The following is an 18,156-nucleotide window of genomic DNA, read 5'->3' as shown; positions in this document are numbered from 1 at the left end:
CCGCACGGCGGGCGATTAGCTCAGTTGGTAGAGCAGCTGACTCTTAATCAGCGGGTCGTAGGTTCGAGCCCTACATCGCCCACCATTCCACCCACCGCCGCTCCTATTGTCGCCCAGATGACCCTGGGAGCATCCGCCGCAGCAGCCCGTTGCGCAGCCACAGCGCGTGCCGCAGCACCACCCCCAGATGCACGGCGACCGCCAGCCCAAGCAGGATCGCCATGCCGAGATGGACGAGGCGTGCGGCCTCGCCCAGCGTCGCCCATCGGCCGATCGGGTTCGGCAGGGGCCAGATGCTGGCGAATTGCACCCCATACCCCGCCGCCATGGTGAAGACGAAACCGCTCACCGGCATCAGGAACATGGCGGCATAGAGCGCCTGCTCCGCCCGGTGCACCAGCCGCTTCTCCAGATCCGTGAGGCTCGGCGCCCAATCGGGCAGCGTCCCGGCGCGCCGGGCCCAGAGCCGGCCCGCCGCCACCAGCAGCGCGACCAGCCCGAGCGTCTTGTGCCAGTTGTACCAGTCGCTCCCGCCCAGCCCGATCACGCGGCCATGCTCGTCGAGCCGGAGCATGATCTGGGCGGAGAGCAGCTGGAAGGCGAAGAGCAGCACCGTCAGCCAATGGAAGGCCTTGGCGAGCCCCCCATAGCCGGACGATGTGCTCAGCCAGGCCAAGCCTGGATCAGCCCGCCTTCAGCGCGGCGTCGAGCTTGGCCTCCTGCTCCTTGGTCAGGCTGGTCTGCAGCACATGGCCGCCGAAATGCGCCATCTCGGGGATCACCTTGTCCGCCGTCACCTTGCGCACGAGGATGCAGAGCGCGGCCCCGCCCGCCGGCAGCGCCGCCGCCGTGTCCTTCATGAACTGGTCGTTGATGCCAAGGTCGGTGAACTTGCCGCTCAGCGCGCCGGCGCCCGCGCCGACGGCGGCACCCAGCAGCGGGTTGAGGAAGAGCAGCCCGATCAGCGCACCCCACATGCCGCCCGATGCGGCGCCGACCGCCGTGAGGTTCACCGGCTGGTGCAGCTTCACCTGGCCATCGGCCTCGCGCTCGGCCACCACGGCGTCGCCGAGTTCGATCAGGTAGCGGCCCTGCAATTCGACGAGCTTGGCGCGCGCCGCCTGGGCAGTCGCGACATTGTCGTAGGCAATGATGATGAGATCGGCCATGGGGCTTGTCCTTCCTTGTTGTCAGCCTCGTTGCGGAAGAAGCCTAACACGCGGCGCGGCGGGGGACATGGCGAGATCGTATACCGGGCGTTCCAGCGCACCGCCGCGCACTCAAGCGGATTTTCCCCCAAGTGGATTTTCGTTGAGATTCAGCCGCGTCGTTCCCTAGCATGGCGGCAAATCCATCGGCCCGTCATCCCCATGAACCCCACCCGCCGCCTGCTCCTCGCCGCTCCCCTGCTCGCGCTGGCCCCGCCCGCCCGGGCCTTGCCGATGCCCGAGACGTTGCGGCGCGCCCGCGACGGCGAGGCCCATCCACGGGCCACCCAGGCGCTCGACCGCACGCTGGAGCGGCTGGCCGAGATGGATGTGGACTGGGCCGCGCCACGCCTGATCCTGGTGAACATCGCGGGCGCCGAGCTGGTGGCCTTCGAGGCGGGGCGCGAGGTGATGCGCTCGCGCGTCGTCGTCGGCACGCCGCGCCACCGCACGCCGCAGCTGATGACCTTCACCACCTCGGTGCGCTGCAACCCGCCCTGGCATGTGCCGCCCAGCATCATGGCCGAGGTGCGGGCCGGCGGCACGGCGGGCTTCCACGCGGTGGGCGGGCGCCTGATCCAGCCGCCCGGGCCGAACAACCCGCTCGGCCCGCTGCGGCTCGGGCTGCTCAACTCGGACGGCATCTTCCTGCATGGCACCAACCGCCCCGCCCTCTTCGCGCGGGAGACGCGCACCCTCTCGCATGGCTGCGTGCGGGTGGAGGCGATCCGCGAGCTCTGCGCCTGGGTGCTGGACATGCCGGTGGAGGATCTGAACGAACAGGTCGCGACCGGCCGCACCATCGAGCTGCACCCCCTGCAGGAGGTGCAGGTGGTCCTCGCCTACATGACCGCCTGGCCGGATGCCGAGGGGCGCATCCTGATCCACCCCGACCCCTATGGGCATGATGGCCGCCGCGCCAGCTTCCGCCGCGTCCCGCGCAACACGCCGGATGATCCGCTGGAGGTGGAGGCCGCTGCCCGCGCCACCCTCGCCGCCGCCGGGCGCATCTGAAAAAGAAAGGGCCGCCGCGGCTCTCGCCCCGGCGGCCCGCAAGGGAGGTCCGGGCCATGGCCCGGACCCCGTTCCCTCGCTCAGGCGAGGTCGAAGCGGTCCAGGTTCATCACCTTGGTCCAGGCCGCCACGAAGTCATGCACGAAGGCGGCATGGGCGCCGTCCACCGCGAAGACCTCGGCCAGCGCACGCAGCTGCGAGTTGGAGCCGAAGACCAGGTCCACCCGGCTCGCCGTCCACTTCACCTGACCCGACGCGCGGTCCCGCCCGATGTAGAGGCCGTGCATGTCCGCCGAAGGCGCCCAGGCCGTGCTCATGTCGAGCAGGTTCACGAAGAAGTCGTTGGTGAGCGCGCCCGGCCGCGTCGTGAACACGCCATGCGGCGCGCTGCCGTGATTGGCGCCCAGCACGCGCAGGCCACCCACCAGCACCGTCATCTCGGGTGCCGACAGCGTCAGCAGCTGCGCGCGGTCCACCAGGCGCTCCTCGGGGGTGAGGCCGTTCTCCTCGCCCACGAAGTTGCGGAAGCCATCCGCCTTCGGCTCGAGAACCGCGAAGGAGGCGACGTCCGTGTGCTCCGGCAGCGCATCGGCGCGGCCCGGGGTGAAGGGCACTTCCACCGCGACGCCGGCCGCCTTGGCCGCCTGCTCGATCGCCGCGCCACCGCCCAGCACGATCAGGTCCGCCATCGAGACCTTCTTGGCCCCCTTGGCGTTGAAGCCGGCCTGGATGCCCTCCAGCACGCCCAGCACGCGGGCGAGCTTGGCGGGCTCATTCACGGCCCAGTCCTTCTGCGGCGCGAGGCGGATGCGCGCGCCATTGGCGCCGCCCCGCTTGTCCGAGCCGCGGAAGGTGGAGGCCGAACCCCAGGCGACCGAGACGAGATCGGCGATCGAGAGGCCGGAGGCCAGGATCTGCCCCTTCAGCGCCGCGATGTCGGCCGCATCCACCAGCGGGTGGGTGACGGCCGGGATCGGGTCCTGCCAGACCAGCACCTCGGCCGGCACGAGCTTGCCGAGGTAGCGGGCGCGCGGCCCCATGTCGCGGTGGGTCAGCTTGAACCAGGCCCGCGCGAAGGCATCGGCGAACTGGTCCGGGTTGGCGTGGAAGCGCTTGGAGATCTCCAGGTAGGCCGGGTCCGTGCGCAGCGCCATGTCAGCCGTGGTCATGATCGGCTTGTGGCGCAGGTTCGGGTCATGCGCATCGGGCACCGTGCCCTCCGCCGCCGCATCCTTCGGCGTCCACTGCCAGGCGCCGGCGGGGCTCTTGGTCAGCTCCCACTCATAGCCCAGCAGGTTGTCGAAGTAGCCATTGTCCCAGAGGATCGGGTTGTTGGTCCAAGCCCCCTCGATGCCGCTGGTGATGGTGTCCTTGCCCTTGCCGGTGCCGAAGCTGTTGGCCCAGCCGAAGCCCTGCTCCTCGATGCTCGCACCCTCCGGCTCGCGGCCAACATGCGATTCCGGACCCGCGCCATGGCACTTGCCGAAGGTGTGGCCACCGGCGGCCAGCGCCACCGTCTCCTCGTCATTCATTGCCATGCGCGCGAAGGTCTCGCGGATGTCGCGGGCGGAGGCCATCGGGTCGGGCTTGCCGTTCGGGCCCTGCGGATTGACGTAGATCAGGCCCATCTGCACGGCGCCGAGCGGATCCTCCAGCTGGCGGTCGCCGACATAGCGCTCATCGCCGAGCCAGGTGGTCTCATTGCCCCAGTAGACATCCTCCTCGGGCTCCCACACGTCCTCGCGGCCGCCGGCGAAGCCGAAGGTCTTGAAGCCCATGGATTCGAGGGCAACGTTGCCGGTCAGCACCATCAGATCCGCCCAGGAGAGGGCGTTGCCGTATTTCTGCTTGATCGGCCAAAGCAGGCGGCGGGCCTTGTCCAGGTTGCCATTGTCGGGCCAGGAGTTCAGGGGGGCGAAGCGCAGCGTGCCCGCGCCCGCGCCGCCGCGGCCATCGCCGATGCGGTAGGTGCCGGCGCTGTGCCAGGCCATGCGGATGAAGAAGGGCCCGTAGTGGCCGTAATCCGCCGGCCACCAGGGCTGGCTGTCCGTCATCAGGGCGTGCAGGTCACGGATGACCGCGTCGATGTCGAGCTTCTTGAAGGCCTCGGCATAGCTGAAGCCCTTGGGCATCGGATTCAGCTCGGCGGTGTTCTGGTGCAGGATCTTGAGGTTGAGCTGGTTCGGCCACCAGTCCTTGTTCGACCGGCCGGCGAAGACCGTGTGCTTGGGCGTGCCGTGCATCACGGGGCACTTGCCGCCGCTGGGCGCTGCATTTCCGTCCATGTTTCTCTCCGAGCTGTGCTTGCGTATCACGCGGTGGGCGCGGGGCAGGGCTTGGGCATCCCGACCCCCTCCCCCGGCTGGCCGGCACCCTAGCGGCGGGAGCGGGTTGACTTCCAGTCAATTCAATCAACGTATTCGATAGATGAAAACTATCGCCGCGACGCCGGAGGCCCAATGAACCTGCGTGACCTCCGCTACCTCCTCGCCCTGGCCGAGCACGGGCATTTCGGCTTGGCGGCCGAGGCCTGCGGCATCAGCCAGCCCACCCTCTCCGTGCAGCTCCGCAAGCTGGAGGAGGAGCTGGGCGTGGCGCTCTTCGAGCGCGGCAACAAGGGCGTCACCCCCACCGAGGCCTGCACCCGGCTGCTCGGCCATGTGCGTGGCGCGGTGGCGGAGGCGGATGCCATCCTGAACCTGGCGCGCGGCCTGCGGGACCCGCTGGCCGGGCGGCTGCGCCTCGGCGTCATCCCGACGCTGGCGCCCTATCTGCTTCCCCTCGTCTTCGGCCCGCTGCGGGAGGCGCTGCCCCGGCTCGACCTTGAACCCTGGGAGGACCAGACCGCCCTGCTGCTCGAACGCCTCCAGCGGCATGAGCTGGACGCGGCGCTGCTGGCCACCGAGCCGGAGGGCCCGGAATGGCAGAGCGAGGCGCTGTTCGAGGAGCCCTTCCTGGCCGCCCTGCCGCCCGAGCACGCCCTGGCCGCCGAGGCGCGTGTGAGCCAGACCGACCTGGCGCGGGACATCCTGGTGCTGGCCGATGGGCATTGCCTGCGCGAACAGGCGCTGGAGGCCTGCGGGCATCGCGGCGCGCTGGGGGGCACGCTGCGCGCGGCCAGCCTGCCCACCCTGATGAACATGGTGGCGGCGGGCTACGGGACGACCCTCGTGCCCGGGCTCGCTGCCGGCGTGGCGCAGGATTCGGGCATCACGCTCCGCCCGCTGGCCGAGCCCGCGGGGCGCATCATCCGCATCGTCTGGCGCGCCCGCTTTCCGCGCCACGCGGCGGTGCAGGCGGTGGCGGAGGTGATCGCGACGCGGCTGCGGGCCTTCGCGGTGACCCTGCCCTAGAGCAGGCCCTCGCGCCGGAAGGAGAGCTGCTGCTCCCGCCCGATGATCACATGGTCGTGCAGGGTGATACCGAGCGCGGCGGCCGCCTGCTTCACCTCCGCCGTCATCTCGATATCGGCGCGGCTGGGCGTCGGGTCGCCCGAGGGGTGGTTGTGCACCAGGATCAGCGCGGTGGCGTGCAGTTCGAGCGCGCGCTTCACCACCTCGCGCGGGTAGACCGGCGTGTGATTCACCGTGCCGCGCGCCTGCGCCTCATCGGCCAGCAGGCGATTCTTGGCGTCGAGGAAGATGACGCGGAACTGCTCCACCCGCTCCCGCGCCATGGCGGCGGTGAGGTAGTCCATCAGCCGGTCCCAGTTGTTCAGGACCTCCTGCTTTTTCAGCGGCGCCTGGACGAGGCGCAGCGCCGCCACCTGGACGGTGCGCAGCGCAGCGATGCCGGCATCGCCCAGCCCGTCGATCTGGCGGAGTTCCTGGGTGGGCGCGCTCAAGGCATCGGCGAAGCTGCCGAAGCGGGCCAGCATGGCGCGGGCGATGGGCTTGGTGTCGCGGCGCGGCAGGGCGAGGAAGAGCAGCATCTCGATGAGTTCATGGTCGAGGATGCCCTCCGCCCCGCCCTCGATCAGCTTCTGCCGCATCCGGCCGCGATGGCCCTCCACGCCCGCGGGCGTGGCCGCGACCGGGGCGGGATCAAACAGGCCGCCCGCCTCGGACAAGCCGCGCCGCCGCGTCATGGACACCCGAGCAAAAAACAAGGCGCCCCTGCACGGGGCCGGCCGCAAAGCGGCCGGCGCGCCCGGACAGCCTCATCAACCAGCGCAACAGCTGCGGCGCGAAGCCAAGCCGGCGGAGCCGGCGCCCGGCGTTTGAGGGCGCCAAAAATCAACGCTCAGCCCGGCACGACATAAGGGGGTTTGTGCATCCCCCCGGGGCTGAGCGTGAAGATCTCGCAGCCCGTCTCGGTGATGCCGACCATGTGCTCGAACTGCGCGGAGAGGCTGCGGTCGCGCGTCACGGCGGTCCAGCCATCATCCAGGATCTTCACCTCGGGGCGGCCGGCATTCACCATGGGTTCGATGGTGAAGAACATGCCGGGTGCCAGCTTCGGGCCTTCACCCGGGCGGCCGAAATGCAGCACGTTCGGCGGCTCGTGGAACTTGCGGCCGATGCCGTGGCCGCAGAAGTCGCGCACGATGGAGAAGCGGTGCTTCTCGGCATAGATCTGGATGGCGTGGCCAATGTCGCCGAAGGTGTTGCCCGGCTTGGCCATGGCGATGCCGCGCATCATCGCCTCATAGGTCACGTCCATCAGCAGCCGCGCCTTGGTGCTGATCTCGCCCGCCGCGTACATGCGGCTGGTGTCGCCATGCCAGCCATCGAGCAGCGCGGTCACGTCGATATTGAGGATATCGCCGTCGGCGATGGTCCGCTCGCCCGGGATGCCGTGGCAGACGACGTGGTTGATCGAGATGCAGGAGGATTTGGTGTAGCCGCGATAGCCGAGCGTGGCCGGCACCGCCCCATGCGCCACCATGAAGTCATGGCAGAGCTGGTCCAGCTGCCCGGTGGTGACGCCGGGGCGGACATGCGGCGTGATCATGTCGAGGCATGCGGCAGCGAGCGCGCCGGCCCGGCGCGCTCCCTCGAAATCCTCTGGCGCATGGCGCGTGATGCGGCGGGATTCGCCGCCCGAATTTTCCATCTGGATAGGCTGACCGATCGGGTTTTGAAGATTTCCTAAGATGCGCGCAGGGCGCCGAAGGTTCAACCCGCTTTATCGCCGGCCTTGTATTCCCGCGTGCCAAGCGCGTCCGCGAGCCGCGCATCGGCGCTGCCGGGGCGGGCGGGCTTCTGCTGGCTCTCATGCGGCGCCCAGCCCGTCATCACCAGCAGGCGCAGCTCCATCGAGAGATCGAGCGCCGAAAAAGCCAGGGGAAACAAGGCGCGCGGCGGCGTGCGGCGATCCGCCGCGCGGATCGCATTGCCCTCGCCGGCGGCGCGCAGGTCGGCGATCAGGCCCAGGGGCGTGCGGTATTCCAGGGGCAGCCGGTCCTGGTCGGCCACCGGCAGGGCGAAGCCCGCACGCTGCAGCAGGCCGGCCAGGTCCCGCAGCTCGGCGAAGGGGGCGATGCGGGGCGAGACGCCGCCGCGCGTCTCCGCCTCCGCCGCGGCCAGCGCCTCGCGCAGGCCCTGCAGCGTGCCGAAGCCGGGGAGCGAGGCGAGGAAGAGGCCATCCGGCCGCAGCGCCCGGCGCAGCTGGACCAGGGCGCCGGGCAGGTCGTTCACGCCATGCAGGCTGAGATTGGCGACGATGAGGTCGAAGCTGCCCTCGGCGAAGGGCAGCCATTCCTCATCGCCCACGACGGGATGGCCGCCGGCGCGCATGGCCATGCCGCGGGCCAGGTCCATCGAGACGATGAGGGGAATGCCGCGCGCGGCCAGCCGGGGGGCGACCACGCCGCGCCCGCCCAGGTCGAGCGCGCGGGAGAAGCGGCGCGTCGTGTCGTCCAGCCGGTCCAGCAGGATCTCGGCCGCGGCCTCCAGGATGGGGGCCACCTGGTCCATATGCGGGGCGGCGCGCTCCCGGCGGAGGCGCATCAGGCGGCGGTCGAAGATGTCCGGATTGGCTTCCATGGAGTTCATCTGCGGCCGGTGGCACTCGGGCGCAAGCGGGACTATCGTTTCCAGAACCGAGAGGGAGAACGCAGATGAACAGCATGGATGTGAAGGCGGCCCGCACCGCCGCCGTGGCCGCCGCCGTGGGCCGCGTGCGAGAGATCGAGGCCCGCATGGGCGTCACGCGCGAGGCGCTGGAGGCCATCAAGGCCGAACTCATGACGCTCGCCGCGCAGGAGCACCTGTTCCCGAGCGCCGAATTCCCGCCCCCGCCCAATGGCGAGAAGGGCAGCAACCGCTACCTGCTGCGCGAGGAGGACAACAACCGCTTCGCCCTCTACCTGAACGCGCTGAACCCGGGCAACGAGACCAAGCCGCATGACCACACCACCTGGGCCGTCGTCGTCGCCGTGGATGGGCAGGAGCTGAACAAGGTCTATGACCGCGTGGATGACGGCTCCGACCCCGAGCGCTGCGAGATGCGCGTGCGCGAGGAGATCATGGTGGAGCCGGGCCGCGGCATCTGCCTGATGCCGGACGACATCCACTCCATCCACACCACAGGCACCCGCCCCACGCGGCACCTGCACATGTACGGGCTGGCGCTGGAGAAGCTGGATGGCCGCCGCGCCTTCGACGACAAGACGGGCGTCGTCTCCTATTACAACAAGAATTTCATGAAGCCGACGGCGGACGCGAAGGCCTGATGACGAGTGTCACGCCGGCCACGCTGAAGGCCTGGATTTCGGAAGGGTCCGAACTCGCCATCCTCGACGCGCGCGAGGAGGGGGAGTTCGGCCATGGGCACCTCTTCTGGGCGGTGCCCTGCCCGCTCTCCAAGAAAGAGCTGCGCGCCCGCGCGCTGCTGCCGCGAAAGGCCACGCGCGTGGTCTGCGTGGATGGCGGCGAGGGGCATGCGGAGAAGCTCGCCGCATACCTCACCGCCATCGGCTATGCCGATGTGCATGTGCTGCAGGGCGGCACGCCGGCCTGGGCGGCGGCGGGCTATGTCGTCTTCACCGGCGTGCACGTGCCCTCCAAGGCCTTCGGCGAGTGGGTGGAACACCACTACGGCACCGAGAGCCTGGACCCGCCGGAGCTGCAGGCGCTCAAGGATTCCGGCCAGCCCATGGTCATCCTCGACAGCCGCCCGATGGACGAGTTCGTCAAGATGACCATCCCCGGCGCGGTGAACGTGCCGGGCGGCGAGCTGGCCTATCGCATCGGGGACCTGGTGCCCGATGCCGGGACCACCATCGTGGTGAATTGCGCGGGCCGCACCCGCAGCATCATGGGCGCCGAGAGCCTGCGCCGCGCGGGGGTGCCCAACCGCATCGTCGCACTTCGCAATGGCACCATGGGCTGGGAGCTGGCGGGCTTCCAATGTGAGCGCGGCGTGACCCGCAGCTACGCGCCGGGCACGCCGGCCAGCGCGGCGCTGGCGCTGCAACGCGCCAGCGCCTTCGCCGCCGAGCACGGCGTGAAGCTCATCACCCGCGCCGCCGCCGAGGCGATGCTGGCCGATGCCGACCGCAGCACCTATGCGCTCGATGTCCGCGCGGCCGAGGAATACGCCGCCGGCCACATCCCGGGCTTCCGCCACGCCCCGGGCGGGCAGCTGGTGCAGGCGACCGACCAATGGGTCGCGGTGCGCGGCGCACGCGTGATCCTGGCGGATGACGACACGGTGCGCGCCCGCATGTCCGCCGCCTGGCTGCGCCAGATGGGCGGCTGGGAGGTCTTCGTGGTCGAGGGCGCCCTCGACGGCGCGCTCGAGACCGGCCCCTGGCGCCCCGTGGCGCCCGAGGTGCCGCAGATGCCGACCGTGCCCCCCCAGGCGCTGGCCGCCGAGGCCGGCGTGACCGTGGTGGACCTGGCGCGCAGCATCGACTTCCGCGTGGGCCACATCCCGGGCTCGGTCTGGGCGGTGCGCGGCCGCGTGCCGAAGGTGGCGGGCCCCGTGGTGGTGACGGCGCCCGACCCCTGGCTCGCCCATCTCGCCGCGGCCGAGATCCCTGGCGCGCGGGTGCTGGAGGGCGGCGTCGCCGCCTGGAAGGCGGCGGGCCTGCCGATCGCGGCCGACCGCACCAACCCGGCCGACGAGGCCTGCGTGGACTGGTATCTCCGCCCCTATGACCGGAACTCCGGCATCGAGGCGGCCATGCACGCCTATCTCTCCTGGGAGATCGACCTCGTGCATGAGGTGGCGCGCGACGGCGATGCGCGCTTCGGCGCCTGGTAGGGGCGACAACCACCTTCCGCAGATTGGGCGGCGGCATCCTGGATGCGCTGCTGCCGCCCACCTGCCTGACCTGCGAGGCGCCGGTCGGCGCCCAGGGTGGGCAATGCCCCAACTGCTTCGGCAGCCTTGCCTTCGTCACCGCGCCGCTCTGCGACCGCTGCGGCGTGCCTTTCCCGCATGCTGGCGCCGGCATCCCGCATCTGGAGGCGCTATGGTGCGAGGCCTGCGTCACCGCGCCGCCCGCCTTCGCCCAGGCCCGCGCCGCATTGCGCTATGACGCGGGCGCCAAGGCGCTGATCTTGCCCTTCAAGCATCGCGACAGGACGGAGCTGGCCGCCCCCCTCGCCCGGCACATGGCCCGCGCCGGGGCCGACCTGCTGCGCCGTGCCGAGCTTCTGGTGCCGGTCCCACTGCACCGCTGGCGCCTCTTCCGGCGGCGGCATAACCAGGCGGCGCTGCTGGCGGCGCGGCTGGCGCGGCTGAGCCGGGTGCCGCATGCGCCCATGCTGCTGCGCCGGCAGCGCGCCACTCAGCCGCTCGGTGAGCTCGGCGCCCGCGCGCGGGAGGCGGTGCTGGAGGGCGCCTTTGGCCTCGCTCCGGGCGCGCCCGCCCGGCTGCACGGCAAGCGCGTGCTGCTGGTGGATGACGTTCTGACCAGCGGCGCCACGGCCGATGCCTGCGCGCGGGTGCTGCTCGCGGCCGGCGCGGCGGAGGTGATGGTGCTGGCCGCCGCCCGCGTGTCCGACCCGCGGATCGAGCGGCCCGCCTGATTCCGGCAGGTCCGCCTTAATCCTTTGTCAATCTCTCGCGCGCATCCTGCCCCGGTAACAGGATGGAGCAGGCGCCATGCCCTTCGACGGCCGCAACTTCCAGACCCCGGGCACAGGTCCCACCTCGCCCTTCGACGGCTTCCTGACGAGCCAGCCGGAGCACCGCTTCAACATGGACGGCACGCGGCCGACCACGCAGAACAGCCCGCTCTTCGGCCTGGATGGCTCGGAGTGGCGCGGCTTCTTCGTCCTGCTGACCGGGGCGCTGGGCCTCGGGCTCGGCCTCGCGGCCCTGCTGCTCTCGATCCTCGGGAACTGACCAGCTTGACGCCGGGGGCGCCCCACGGCGTATTGGGCCCATGGCCAAGATCGAAATCTACACCACCGCCTTCTGCCCCTATTGCGACCGCGCCCGCGCGCTGCTGACCAAGCGGGGCGCGAACTTCGAGGAATTCGACGCGCCGCATGGCAGCCAGGCGCGCAAGGACGCCATCGCCCGCTCTGGCGGCCGCACCACCGTCCCGCAGATCTTCATCAACGGGCAGGCGATCGGCGGATCGGATGACCTCGTGGCACTCGACCGCGCGGGCAAGCTCGACGCGCTGCTCGCCGGCTGAGGCGCAGGCCCTCGCCATCGCCCCCTCAAAATCACCCACGCGCTCCCCATGTGACATGCAGGTGACTGGCCCCGTCTTGGCCGGCCCGATGAAGGTATGAAGGGATGATCCGCTTCTCGCTCCGCTGCGACAACGCGCATGAATTCGAAAGCTGGTTCAAGGACAGCGCCGCCTATGACCGCATGGCCGCAGCAGGCCTGGTGGATTGCCCGGTCTGTGGCGACACCCGGGTGAGCAAGGCGCTGATGGCGCCCGCCATCCGCAAGACCCCGGGCGTGAAGGGCCGCGCGCCCGCGGCCGTTCCGGCCGAGCCGCCCAAGGCCGAGGCGGACAGCCAGACGCCGCGCCTTGCCGCCGGCCCCATGCCGGCGCAGGTCGTCGCCCTGCTGCAGCGCATGCGGCAGGAGATCGAGAAGAACTGCGACTATCTCGGCAAGGATTTCGCCAAGGAAGCCCGCCGCATCCATGAGGGCGAGGCCGAGCCGCGCGGCATCTATGGCGAGGCGACGGAGGCCGAGGCCGAGGCCCTGCGCGAGGAGGGGATCGAGGTGGCGCGCCTGCCCTGGGTTCCCCGCGCCGACGGGTGATGCCATCCTGGCCTGAAGGAGAAATCCATGGCCGAAGACCCCTACAAGACGCTGGGTGTCCCGAGGGACGCCTCGCCCGAGGCGATCAAGGCGGCCTATCGCAAGCTGGCCCGCCAGCACCACCCCGACCTCAACCCCGGCAAGCCCGAGGCCGAGGCCCGCTTCAAGGCGGTCTCCGCCGCCAATGACCTGCTGAGCGACCCCGAGAAGCGCGCCCGCTTCGACCGCGGCGAGATCGACGCCGAGGGCCAGGAGCAGCGCCCGGCCGGCGGCTATCGCCAATATGCCGAGCAGCCCACCGGCGAGAAATACGGCGCCCGCTACGGCCAGCGGCCCGAGGCCGAGGTGTTCGAGGATCTCTTCGCCGATCTCTTCGAGCAGCGCCGCCGCGCCGAATCCGCGCCCCGCCGCGGCCAGGACGAAAGCTACCGGCTGGCCGTGCCCTTCCTGCACGCGGTGCAGGGTGCGACCGAGACGCTCACCCTGCCCGATGGCCGCAGCCTCAGCGTGAAGATCCCGCCCGGCGTCGAGACCGGCCAGGTGCTGCGGCTGCGCGGACAAGGCGGGCCCGGCCGCAATGGCGGCCCGGCCGGTGACGCGCTGATCGAACTCGAGGTGGCGGAGGACAAACTCTACCGCCGCGACGGCTTCGACCTGCACATGGAGCTGCCGGTGACGCTGAAGGAGGCGGTGCTCGGTGGCCCGGTGCTGGTGCCGACACCGGGCGGCCCGCTGCGCGTCACCCTGCCGGAGGGCAGCGATTCCGGCCGTCAGATCCGCCTGCGCGGCCGCGGCGTCGCCGCCCATGGCGGGCGCGAGGCGGGCGATCTCTTCCTCACGCCGCGCATCGTGATCGGCGCCGCGGATGAGGCGCTGAAAGCCTTCCTGCGCGACTGGACGCCCGAGCAGCCAGAGGATCCCCGCGCCGGGCTGGGGGAAACGCCATGATCACGCTCGACATCCTTTGCGCCCGCTTCACCCGCCTGCGCATCGAGGACCTGCAAGGCTGGATCACCGAGGGCCATGTGCGGCCCGAGCGCGAGGGCGGCCAGCTCGTCTTCACCGAGCTGGATGTGGAACGCGTGCGCCTGATCCTGGAACTGCGCCACGACATGGCGGTGAACGAGGAGGCGCTGCCCGTCGTCCTCTCCCTGCTCGACCAGCTCTACGAATTGCGGCGCCGGCTGCGCGCCATGGGCGTGGAGCCGGACGCCACGCCTTAGCCGGAAGCAGGCTTCACCGCTTCGGTGACATCAGCTTGGCGGTTCATGCCCCGAGCGGCGCCAGGAACCGGTCCACCGCCGCCTCGATCACCGGCGTCACATCCTCCGGCACCGGCAGATGGTAGATGTGCCGGCGGATGCCGAGATAGATGATGCCGCCATGGAGGTTCCACAGATCCTCCATCCCCGGCGCCCATCGGCCTTCCGCCGCGGCGGTGATCTCGTCGCGCATCGGCGCCAGCAACAGCGCGCTCACATGCTCGAGGTAGCGGCGGTTCAGCGCATCGCCGTCCAGGCCGGCCCACATGAAGATGCGCATCCATTCATAGGTGAAGATGGCGCGGGTGTATTCGCCGTAGAAGCGGCAGAGCCGGGCGCGGATCGGCACCGTGCGGTCGCGCAGCTCGTCCAGCCAATGCGGCGCGATGCGGCCGAGATAGACGCGCTCGAACACCGCCTCGCGCAGTTCGGCCTTGCTTGCGAAATACTTGTAGAGCAGCGCCTGTGTGACGCCCGCCCGCCGCGCCAGGTCGCGCGTCGGTCCACCGAAGCCGACCTCGGCGAAATAGGCGACGGCGGCGCGGATGATCTCCTCGCGCCGGGCCGCCGGCTCGAGCCTGCGGCGCGTGATGCTGCCCTCCACGGGGCCTCCTCCTGCTTGCTGCGTCCATCTGAAACCGGGATGGCTTGACAGGAAAGGGGGGCCGGTGATCATTCGATCAACAAGACCCTACCAAGACGTCGATTGGGAGAAATCGTTCATGAAGTGGCCGGCCATGGGCTATGTCCGCGCCGCGAGCCTGCCCGACCTCTGGTCGGTGCTCGCGCAGCACGGCGCATCGGCGCAGATCATCGCGGGCGGGCAGACGCTGCTCGCCACCCTCGCCTTCCGTCTTTCCGAACCCGGCACGCTCGTGGACATCACCCGCATCCCCGAACTGCGCGGCATCCGCATGACGGATGGCGTTCTGCGAATCGGCGCGCTGACGCGCCATGCCGAGCTGGGGCGCGATGCGCTGGTGGCGCAGCACGCGCCGCTGCTGACCGGCGCCGTGCCGCTGATCGCCCACCCGGCCATCCGCAACCGCGGGACCATCGGCGGCAGCCTCGCCTATGCCGATCCGGCGGCCGAACTGCCCGCCTGCATCGTGGCGCTGGATGCGGTGGTGGTGACGGCCTCCGCCACCGGCGAGCGGCGCATCCCGGCGCGCGACTTCTTCACCGACCTGCTCCAGACCGCACTGAACCCGGGCGAGATCATCGCCGCCGTGGAAATCCCGCTGGCCGCGCGCCTCTCCGCCATCCAGGAAGTCGCGCGCCGGTCGGGCGACTATGCGATGGCCGGCCTCGCCGCCGCGCTGCGGCTGGAGGGTGGGCGCGTCGTGGCGCCGCGCCTCGTCTATTTCGGCGTGGGCAATGGCCCGGTGCTGGCCGCCCGCGCTTCCGCCGCGCTGGAAGGCCGCGCGCTCGACGCCGCCGCCATCGCCGCCGCCCAGGCCGCGCTGGCCCAGGATCTCGACCCGCCGCAGGACCTGCATGGCCCGCCTGAGATGAAACGCCACCTGGCCCGCGTGCTGACCGGCCGCGTGCTGAACGGCTTCCTGACTGCCACGGAGATGGCCGCATGATCACCCTGACCGTGAATGGCGAGCGCGTGACGCGCCATGTCGAGCCCCGCCGCCACCTGATCGACTTCCTCCGTCTCGACCTCGGCCTCACCGGCTCCCATGCCGGTTGCGAGCATGGCGTCTGCGGCGCCTGCACGGTGCGCGTGGATGGCGAAATCGTGCGCGGCTGCCTCGTGCTGGCCGCCAGCCTCGACGGCGCCGAGGTGGTGACCATCGAGGGCCTGTCCGACAGCGGCGAGGTGGCCGATCTCCAGGCCAATTTCGTCGCGCGCAACGCCGCGCAATGCGGTTTCTGCACGCCGGGGATGATCATGACCGCGGCCGATATCCTGGCGCATGCCAAGGAAGCCGGGGGCGGCACGCCGAGCCGCGCCGAGATCCGCGAGCATCTCTCCGGCAATTACTGCCGCTGCACCGGCTACCAGGCCATCGTGGACGCGGTCGAGGACACCCTCAAGGCGCGGGCCGAACACGCATGAACGAGATCACCCCCGCCTCGATCGGCCTCTCGCGCGAGGACCTGCCGAATTCTTACATCGGCCGCTCCGTGCCGCGCCCGAACGCGCCCAAGCTCGTCCAGGGCCGCGCGACCTACACGGATGACGTGGTGCTGCCGCGCATGGTCCATGCGGCCTTCCTCCGCAGCCCGCACGCCCATGCGCGCATCGGCGCGATCGACACCAGCGCCGCCGAGGCCGTGCCCGGCGTGATCCGCGTCTTCACCGGCGCTGACCTCGCGAAGGTCTGCGACCCGTGGGTGGCGACGCTCGATCACCTCAAGGGGATGAAGTCCGCACCCCAGCACCCGCTGCCGCTGACCCGCGCCACCTGGCAGGGCGAGCCCATCGTGGCCGTCGTCGCGGAGACGCGCGCCGCCGCCGAGGATGGTGTCGCGGCCCTGCGCATCGAGTTCGAGCCCCTGCCCGCGCAGACCGACATGGAGACCGCCCTCGCCCCCGGCGCCGTCGTCATCCATCCCGAGCTGGGCGACAACCTGGTCTTCACCCGCACGGCCGAGACGGGCGATGTCGCGGGCGCCTTCGCCGCCGCGCACAAGGTGGTGGAAGCCGGCTTCGTTACCGGCCGCCACACCGGCGTGACGCTGGAGCCGCGCTCCATCATCGCCGACTACAACCGCGCCGATGGCACGCTGACGGTGCATCACTCCACCCAGGCGCCGCACATGATGCAGGGCGTCTTCGCCAAGCACCTCCGCATGGAGGAGGGCGATGTCCGCGTCATCTGCAAGGATGTCGGCGGCAGCTTCGGCATCAAGGTGCATGTCTATCCGGATGAGGTCGCCGTCGCCGCGATGGCCCGCATTCTGGGCCGCCCGGTGAAGTTCATCGCCGACCGCTTCGAGGCCTTCGCCAGCGACATCCATGCGCGCGACCACCGCATCAAGGCCCGCCTTGCCGTGGATACCGAGGGCAAGGTCCTCGCCTTCGACGTGGATGACCTGACCGGCATCGGGCCCTATTCAGTCTATCCCCGCACCAGCGCCATCGAGGGCAACCAGGTGGTGAACCTCTGCGGCGGGCCCTACGACTTCAAGAACTACCGCTGCACGACGACCGTGGTGCTGCAGAACAAGGCGCCCACCTGCCAGTATCGCGCGGTCGGCCACCCCATCGCCACCGCCGTGACCGAGGGCCTGATGGACCTCGCCGCCGAGGCGCTGGGCATGGACCCGATCGAGATCCGCCGCCGCAACCTGATCCGCGACGACGCCTATCCCTACACCTCGCCGCCCGGCATGCGCTTCGAGGGGCTGTCACACCACGCCTCGCTCGAAAAGCTGCTCGAGATGGTGCCGGTCGCGAAGATCCGCGCCGACCAGGAGGAGGCACGCAAGCGCGGCGTCTATCGCGGCCTTGGCTTCGCCGCCTTCATCGAGCTGACCAACCCCTCGCCCTTCATGTACGGCATCGGCGGTGCGCGCATCTCGGCGCAGGATGGCTGCACGGTGCGGATGGACCCGGATGGCTCCATCGTCGCCTCCTCCGGCGTGACGGAGCAAGGCCAGGGCACGGAGGCCATCCTGGCGCAGATCGTCGCACACGGCGTGGGCGTACCGGTCAGCCGCGTGAAGATCATCACCGGCGACACCCAGACCACGCCCTATGGCGGCGGCACCTGGGCGTGCCGGGGCGCGGGCATCGGCGGCGAGGCCGCGCTGCAATCGGCCATCGCGCTGAAGCAGCAGATCCTGGAGGTGGCCGGCGCCATGCTCCAGGCGGCCCCCGAGAGCCTCGACATCAGCATGGGCCACGTCACCGACAAGGCCACGGGCGCCGAGCGGATGACGCTGCATGAGCTCGGCCGCATCGTCTATTTCCGCGGCGATACCCTGCCCAAGGACCTGCAGCGCGAGCTGGTGCAGACGCGCCACTTCATCACCAAGGAATACCCCTTCGCTTTCACCAACGGCATCCAGGCGAGCTGGGTCGAGGTGGACCCCATGACGGGCATGGTGAAGCTGCTGGAGCATTGGTGCGTCGAGGATTGCGGCCGCGTCGTGAACCCGATGCTGGTGGATGAGCAGGTCCGCGGCGGCATCGTCCAGGGCATTGGCGGCGCGCTCTACGAGCATTGCGTCTATGACAGCGAGGGCAATCTGCTGACCACGACGCTGGCCGACTACCTGGTCCCCATGTCGGCCGAGATGCCGGAGATGCATGTGGGCCATGTGGAGACGCCCACGCGCGAATCGCTCCTCGGCGCCAAGGGCGCGGGCGAGGCCGGCACGGCGGGCGCGCCCGGCGCCATCATGAACGCCATCAATGACGCGCTGCGCCCGCTGAACGCCCGCGTGCATGAACAACCCTTCACGCCCGAGCGCATCCTTCGCGCGCTCGGCGCCATCGCGTAACGTCCATCACAGCAGCGCCGCCAAGG

General features: G+C 70.5%; 20 protein-coding genes and 1 tRNA gene. 14 read left to right on the top strand and 7 right to left on the bottom strand.

Going from position 1 to position 18,156, the window contains the following annotated elements:
* Nucleotides 1-9 precede the first annotated feature (9 nt).
* Nucleotides 10-85: transfer RNA gene (locus R9Z33_RS09345), tRNA-Lys, on the top strand.
* 18 nt (nucleotides 86-103) lie between these two features.
* Here the strand turns inward: R9Z33_RS09345 and R9Z33_RS09340 are convergent.
* Entirely contained in the window at nucleotides 104-676 is a 573-nt protein-coding gene (locus tag R9Z33_RS09340; protein ID WP_318651020.1) for a cytochrome b, read from the bottom strand.
* A gap of 7 nt (nucleotides 677-683) precedes the next feature.
* Nucleotides 684-1,169, bottom strand: a complete 486-nt coding sequence (locus R9Z33_RS09335) for a DUF1269 domain-containing protein (RefSeq protein ID WP_318651019.1) — start codon at nucleotides 1,167-1,169, stop codon at nucleotides 684-686.
* 201 nt (nucleotides 1,170-1,370) lie between these two features.
* Here R9Z33_RS09335 and R9Z33_RS09330 point away from each other — a divergent pair, with 201 nt between their 5' ends.
* Complete coding sequence (locus tag R9Z33_RS09330) at nucleotides 1,371-2,222, top strand: L,D-transpeptidase family protein (RefSeq protein ID WP_318651018.1); 852 nt, start codon at nucleotides 1,371-1,373, stop codon at nucleotides 2,220-2,222.
* An 80-nt stretch (nucleotides 2,223-2,302) separates the two neighbouring features.
* On the opposite strand, the gene katG is transcribed toward R9Z33_RS09330, so the two are convergent.
* The gene (gene katG / locus R9Z33_RS09325) at nucleotides 2,303-4,507 is read right to left on the bottom strand and encodes a catalase/peroxidase HPI (RefSeq protein ID WP_404830666.1); all 2,205 of its coding nucleotides are present in this window, start codon (nucleotides 4,505-4,507) and stop codon (nucleotides 2,303-2,305) included.
* Between the two features lie 174 nt (nucleotides 4,508-4,681).
* Between katG and R9Z33_RS09320 the strand changes: the two genes are divergently transcribed.
* Nucleotides 4,682-5,575 carry a LysR substrate-binding domain-containing protein gene (locus R9Z33_RS09320; RefSeq protein WP_318651017.1) on the top strand — a complete coding sequence of 298 codons (894 nt, stop codon included), beginning with the start codon at nucleotides 4,682-4,684 and terminating at the stop codon, nucleotides 5,573-5,575.
* Here R9Z33_RS09320 and radC read toward each other — a convergent pair.
* The 3 genes from radC to R9Z33_RS09305 form a co-directional block, all read right to left on the bottom strand.
* A complete protein-coding gene (radC, locus tag R9Z33_RS09315) occupies nucleotides 5,572-6,309 on the bottom strand; it encodes a RadC family protein (protein WP_318651016.1) in 738 nt (245 codons plus the stop codon). The genes R9Z33_RS09320 and radC overlap by 4 nt on opposite strands.
* A 155-nt stretch (nucleotides 6,310-6,464) precedes the next feature.
* Complete coding sequence (gene map, locus R9Z33_RS09310; RefSeq protein ID WP_318651015.1) at nucleotides 6,465-7,277, bottom strand: type I methionyl aminopeptidase; 813 nt, start codon at nucleotides 7,275-7,277, stop codon at nucleotides 6,465-6,467.
* Nucleotides 7,278-7,339: 62 nt separating this feature from the next.
* Nucleotides 7,340-8,209 carry a methyltransferase domain-containing protein gene (locus tag R9Z33_RS09305; RefSeq protein WP_318651014.1) on the bottom strand — a complete coding sequence of 290 codons (870 nt, stop codon included), beginning with the start codon at nucleotides 8,207-8,209 and terminating at the stop codon, nucleotides 7,340-7,342.
* 74 nt (nucleotides 8,210-8,283) lie between these two features.
* Between R9Z33_RS09305 and R9Z33_RS09300 the strand changes: the two genes are divergently transcribed.
* The 8 genes from R9Z33_RS09300 (at nucleotide 8,284) to R9Z33_RS09265 (ending at nucleotide 13,630) form a co-directional block, all read left to right on the top strand.
* Entirely contained in the window at nucleotides 8,284-8,898 is a 615-nt protein-coding gene (locus tag R9Z33_RS09300; protein ID WP_318651013.1) for a cysteine dioxygenase family protein, read from the top strand.
* Nucleotides 8,898-10,433, top strand: coding sequence for a rhodanese-like domain-containing protein (locus tag R9Z33_RS09295; protein ID WP_318651012.1), 1,536 nt, complete (start codon nucleotides 8,898-8,900; stop codon nucleotides 10,431-10,433). Before R9Z33_RS09300 ends, R9Z33_RS09295 begins: the two co-directional genes overlap by 1 nt.
* A 23-nt stretch (nucleotides 10,434-10,456) precedes the next feature.
* Nucleotides 10,457-11,203 carry a ComF family protein gene (locus R9Z33_RS09290; protein ID WP_318651011.1) on the top strand — a complete coding sequence of 249 codons (747 nt, stop codon included), beginning with the start codon at nucleotides 10,457-10,459 and terminating at the stop codon, nucleotides 11,201-11,203.
* A gap of 76 nt (nucleotides 11,204-11,279) precedes the next feature.
* The gene (locus R9Z33_RS09285; RefSeq protein ID WP_318651010.1) at nucleotides 11,280-11,522 is read left to right on the top strand and encodes a hypothetical protein; all 243 of its coding nucleotides are present in this window, start codon (nucleotides 11,280-11,282) and stop codon (nucleotides 11,520-11,522) included.
* A 40-nt stretch (nucleotides 11,523-11,562) separates the two neighbouring features.
* Nucleotides 11,563-11,820 (top strand): glutaredoxin 3, encoded by a 258-nt coding sequence (gene grxC, locus R9Z33_RS09280; protein WP_318651009.1) that lies wholly within the window; start codon nucleotides 11,563-11,565, stop codon nucleotides 11,818-11,820.
* 104 nt (nucleotides 11,821-11,924) lie between these two features.
* On the top strand, nucleotides 11,925-12,407 hold the full coding sequence (locus tag R9Z33_RS09275; RefSeq protein WP_318651008.1) for a DUF1178 family protein: 483 nt from the start codon (nucleotides 11,925-11,927) through the stop codon (nucleotides 12,405-12,407).
* A 27-nt stretch (nucleotides 12,408-12,434) separates the two neighbouring features.
* The gene (locus R9Z33_RS09270; protein WP_318651007.1) at nucleotides 12,435-13,355 is read left to right on the top strand and encodes a DnaJ C-terminal domain-containing protein; all 921 of its coding nucleotides are present in this window, start codon (nucleotides 12,435-12,437) and stop codon (nucleotides 13,353-13,355) included.
* Entirely contained in the window at nucleotides 13,352-13,630 is a 279-nt protein-coding gene (locus tag R9Z33_RS09265) for a chaperone modulator CbpM (RefSeq protein WP_318651006.1), read from the top strand. The genes R9Z33_RS09270 and R9Z33_RS09265 overlap by 4 nt, the downstream gene beginning before the upstream one ends.
* Nucleotides 13,631-13,673: 43 nt before the next feature.
* On the opposite strand, the gene R9Z33_RS09260 is transcribed toward R9Z33_RS09265, so the two are convergent.
* Complete coding sequence (locus tag R9Z33_RS09260; protein WP_318651005.1) at nucleotides 13,674-14,273, bottom strand: TetR/AcrR family transcriptional regulator; 600 nt, start codon at nucleotides 14,271-14,273, stop codon at nucleotides 13,674-13,676.
* A 118-nt stretch (nucleotides 14,274-14,391) separates the two neighbouring features.
* Here R9Z33_RS09260 and R9Z33_RS09255 point away from each other — a divergent pair, with 118 nt between their 5' ends.
* The 3 genes from R9Z33_RS09255 to R9Z33_RS09245 are packed head-to-tail and all read left to right on the top strand — an operon-like array spanning nucleotide 14,392 to nucleotide 18,130.
* Complete coding sequence (locus R9Z33_RS09255; RefSeq protein WP_318651004.1) at nucleotides 14,392-15,258, top strand: FAD binding domain-containing protein; 867 nt, start codon at nucleotides 14,392-14,394, stop codon at nucleotides 15,256-15,258.
* Complete coding sequence (locus R9Z33_RS09250) at nucleotides 15,255-15,737, top strand: (2Fe-2S)-binding protein (protein WP_318651003.1); 483 nt, start codon at nucleotides 15,255-15,257, stop codon at nucleotides 15,735-15,737. The genes R9Z33_RS09255 and R9Z33_RS09250 overlap by 4 nt, the downstream gene beginning before the upstream one ends.
* Entirely contained in the window at nucleotides 15,734-18,130 is a 2,397-nt protein-coding gene (locus R9Z33_RS09245) for a xanthine dehydrogenase family protein molybdopterin-binding subunit (RefSeq protein ID WP_318651002.1), read from the top strand. The genes R9Z33_RS09250 and R9Z33_RS09245 overlap by 4 nt, the downstream gene beginning before the upstream one ends.
* Nucleotides 18,131-18,156 lie beyond the last annotated feature (26 nt).

The organism is Sediminicoccus rosea (genome assembly GCF_033547095.1).
Taxonomy (GTDB): Bacteria; Pseudomonadota; Alphaproteobacteria; order Acetobacterales; family Acetobacteraceae; genus Roseococcus; species Roseococcus rosea.
This window is presented reverse-complemented; position numbering and strand designations above follow the sequence as displayed.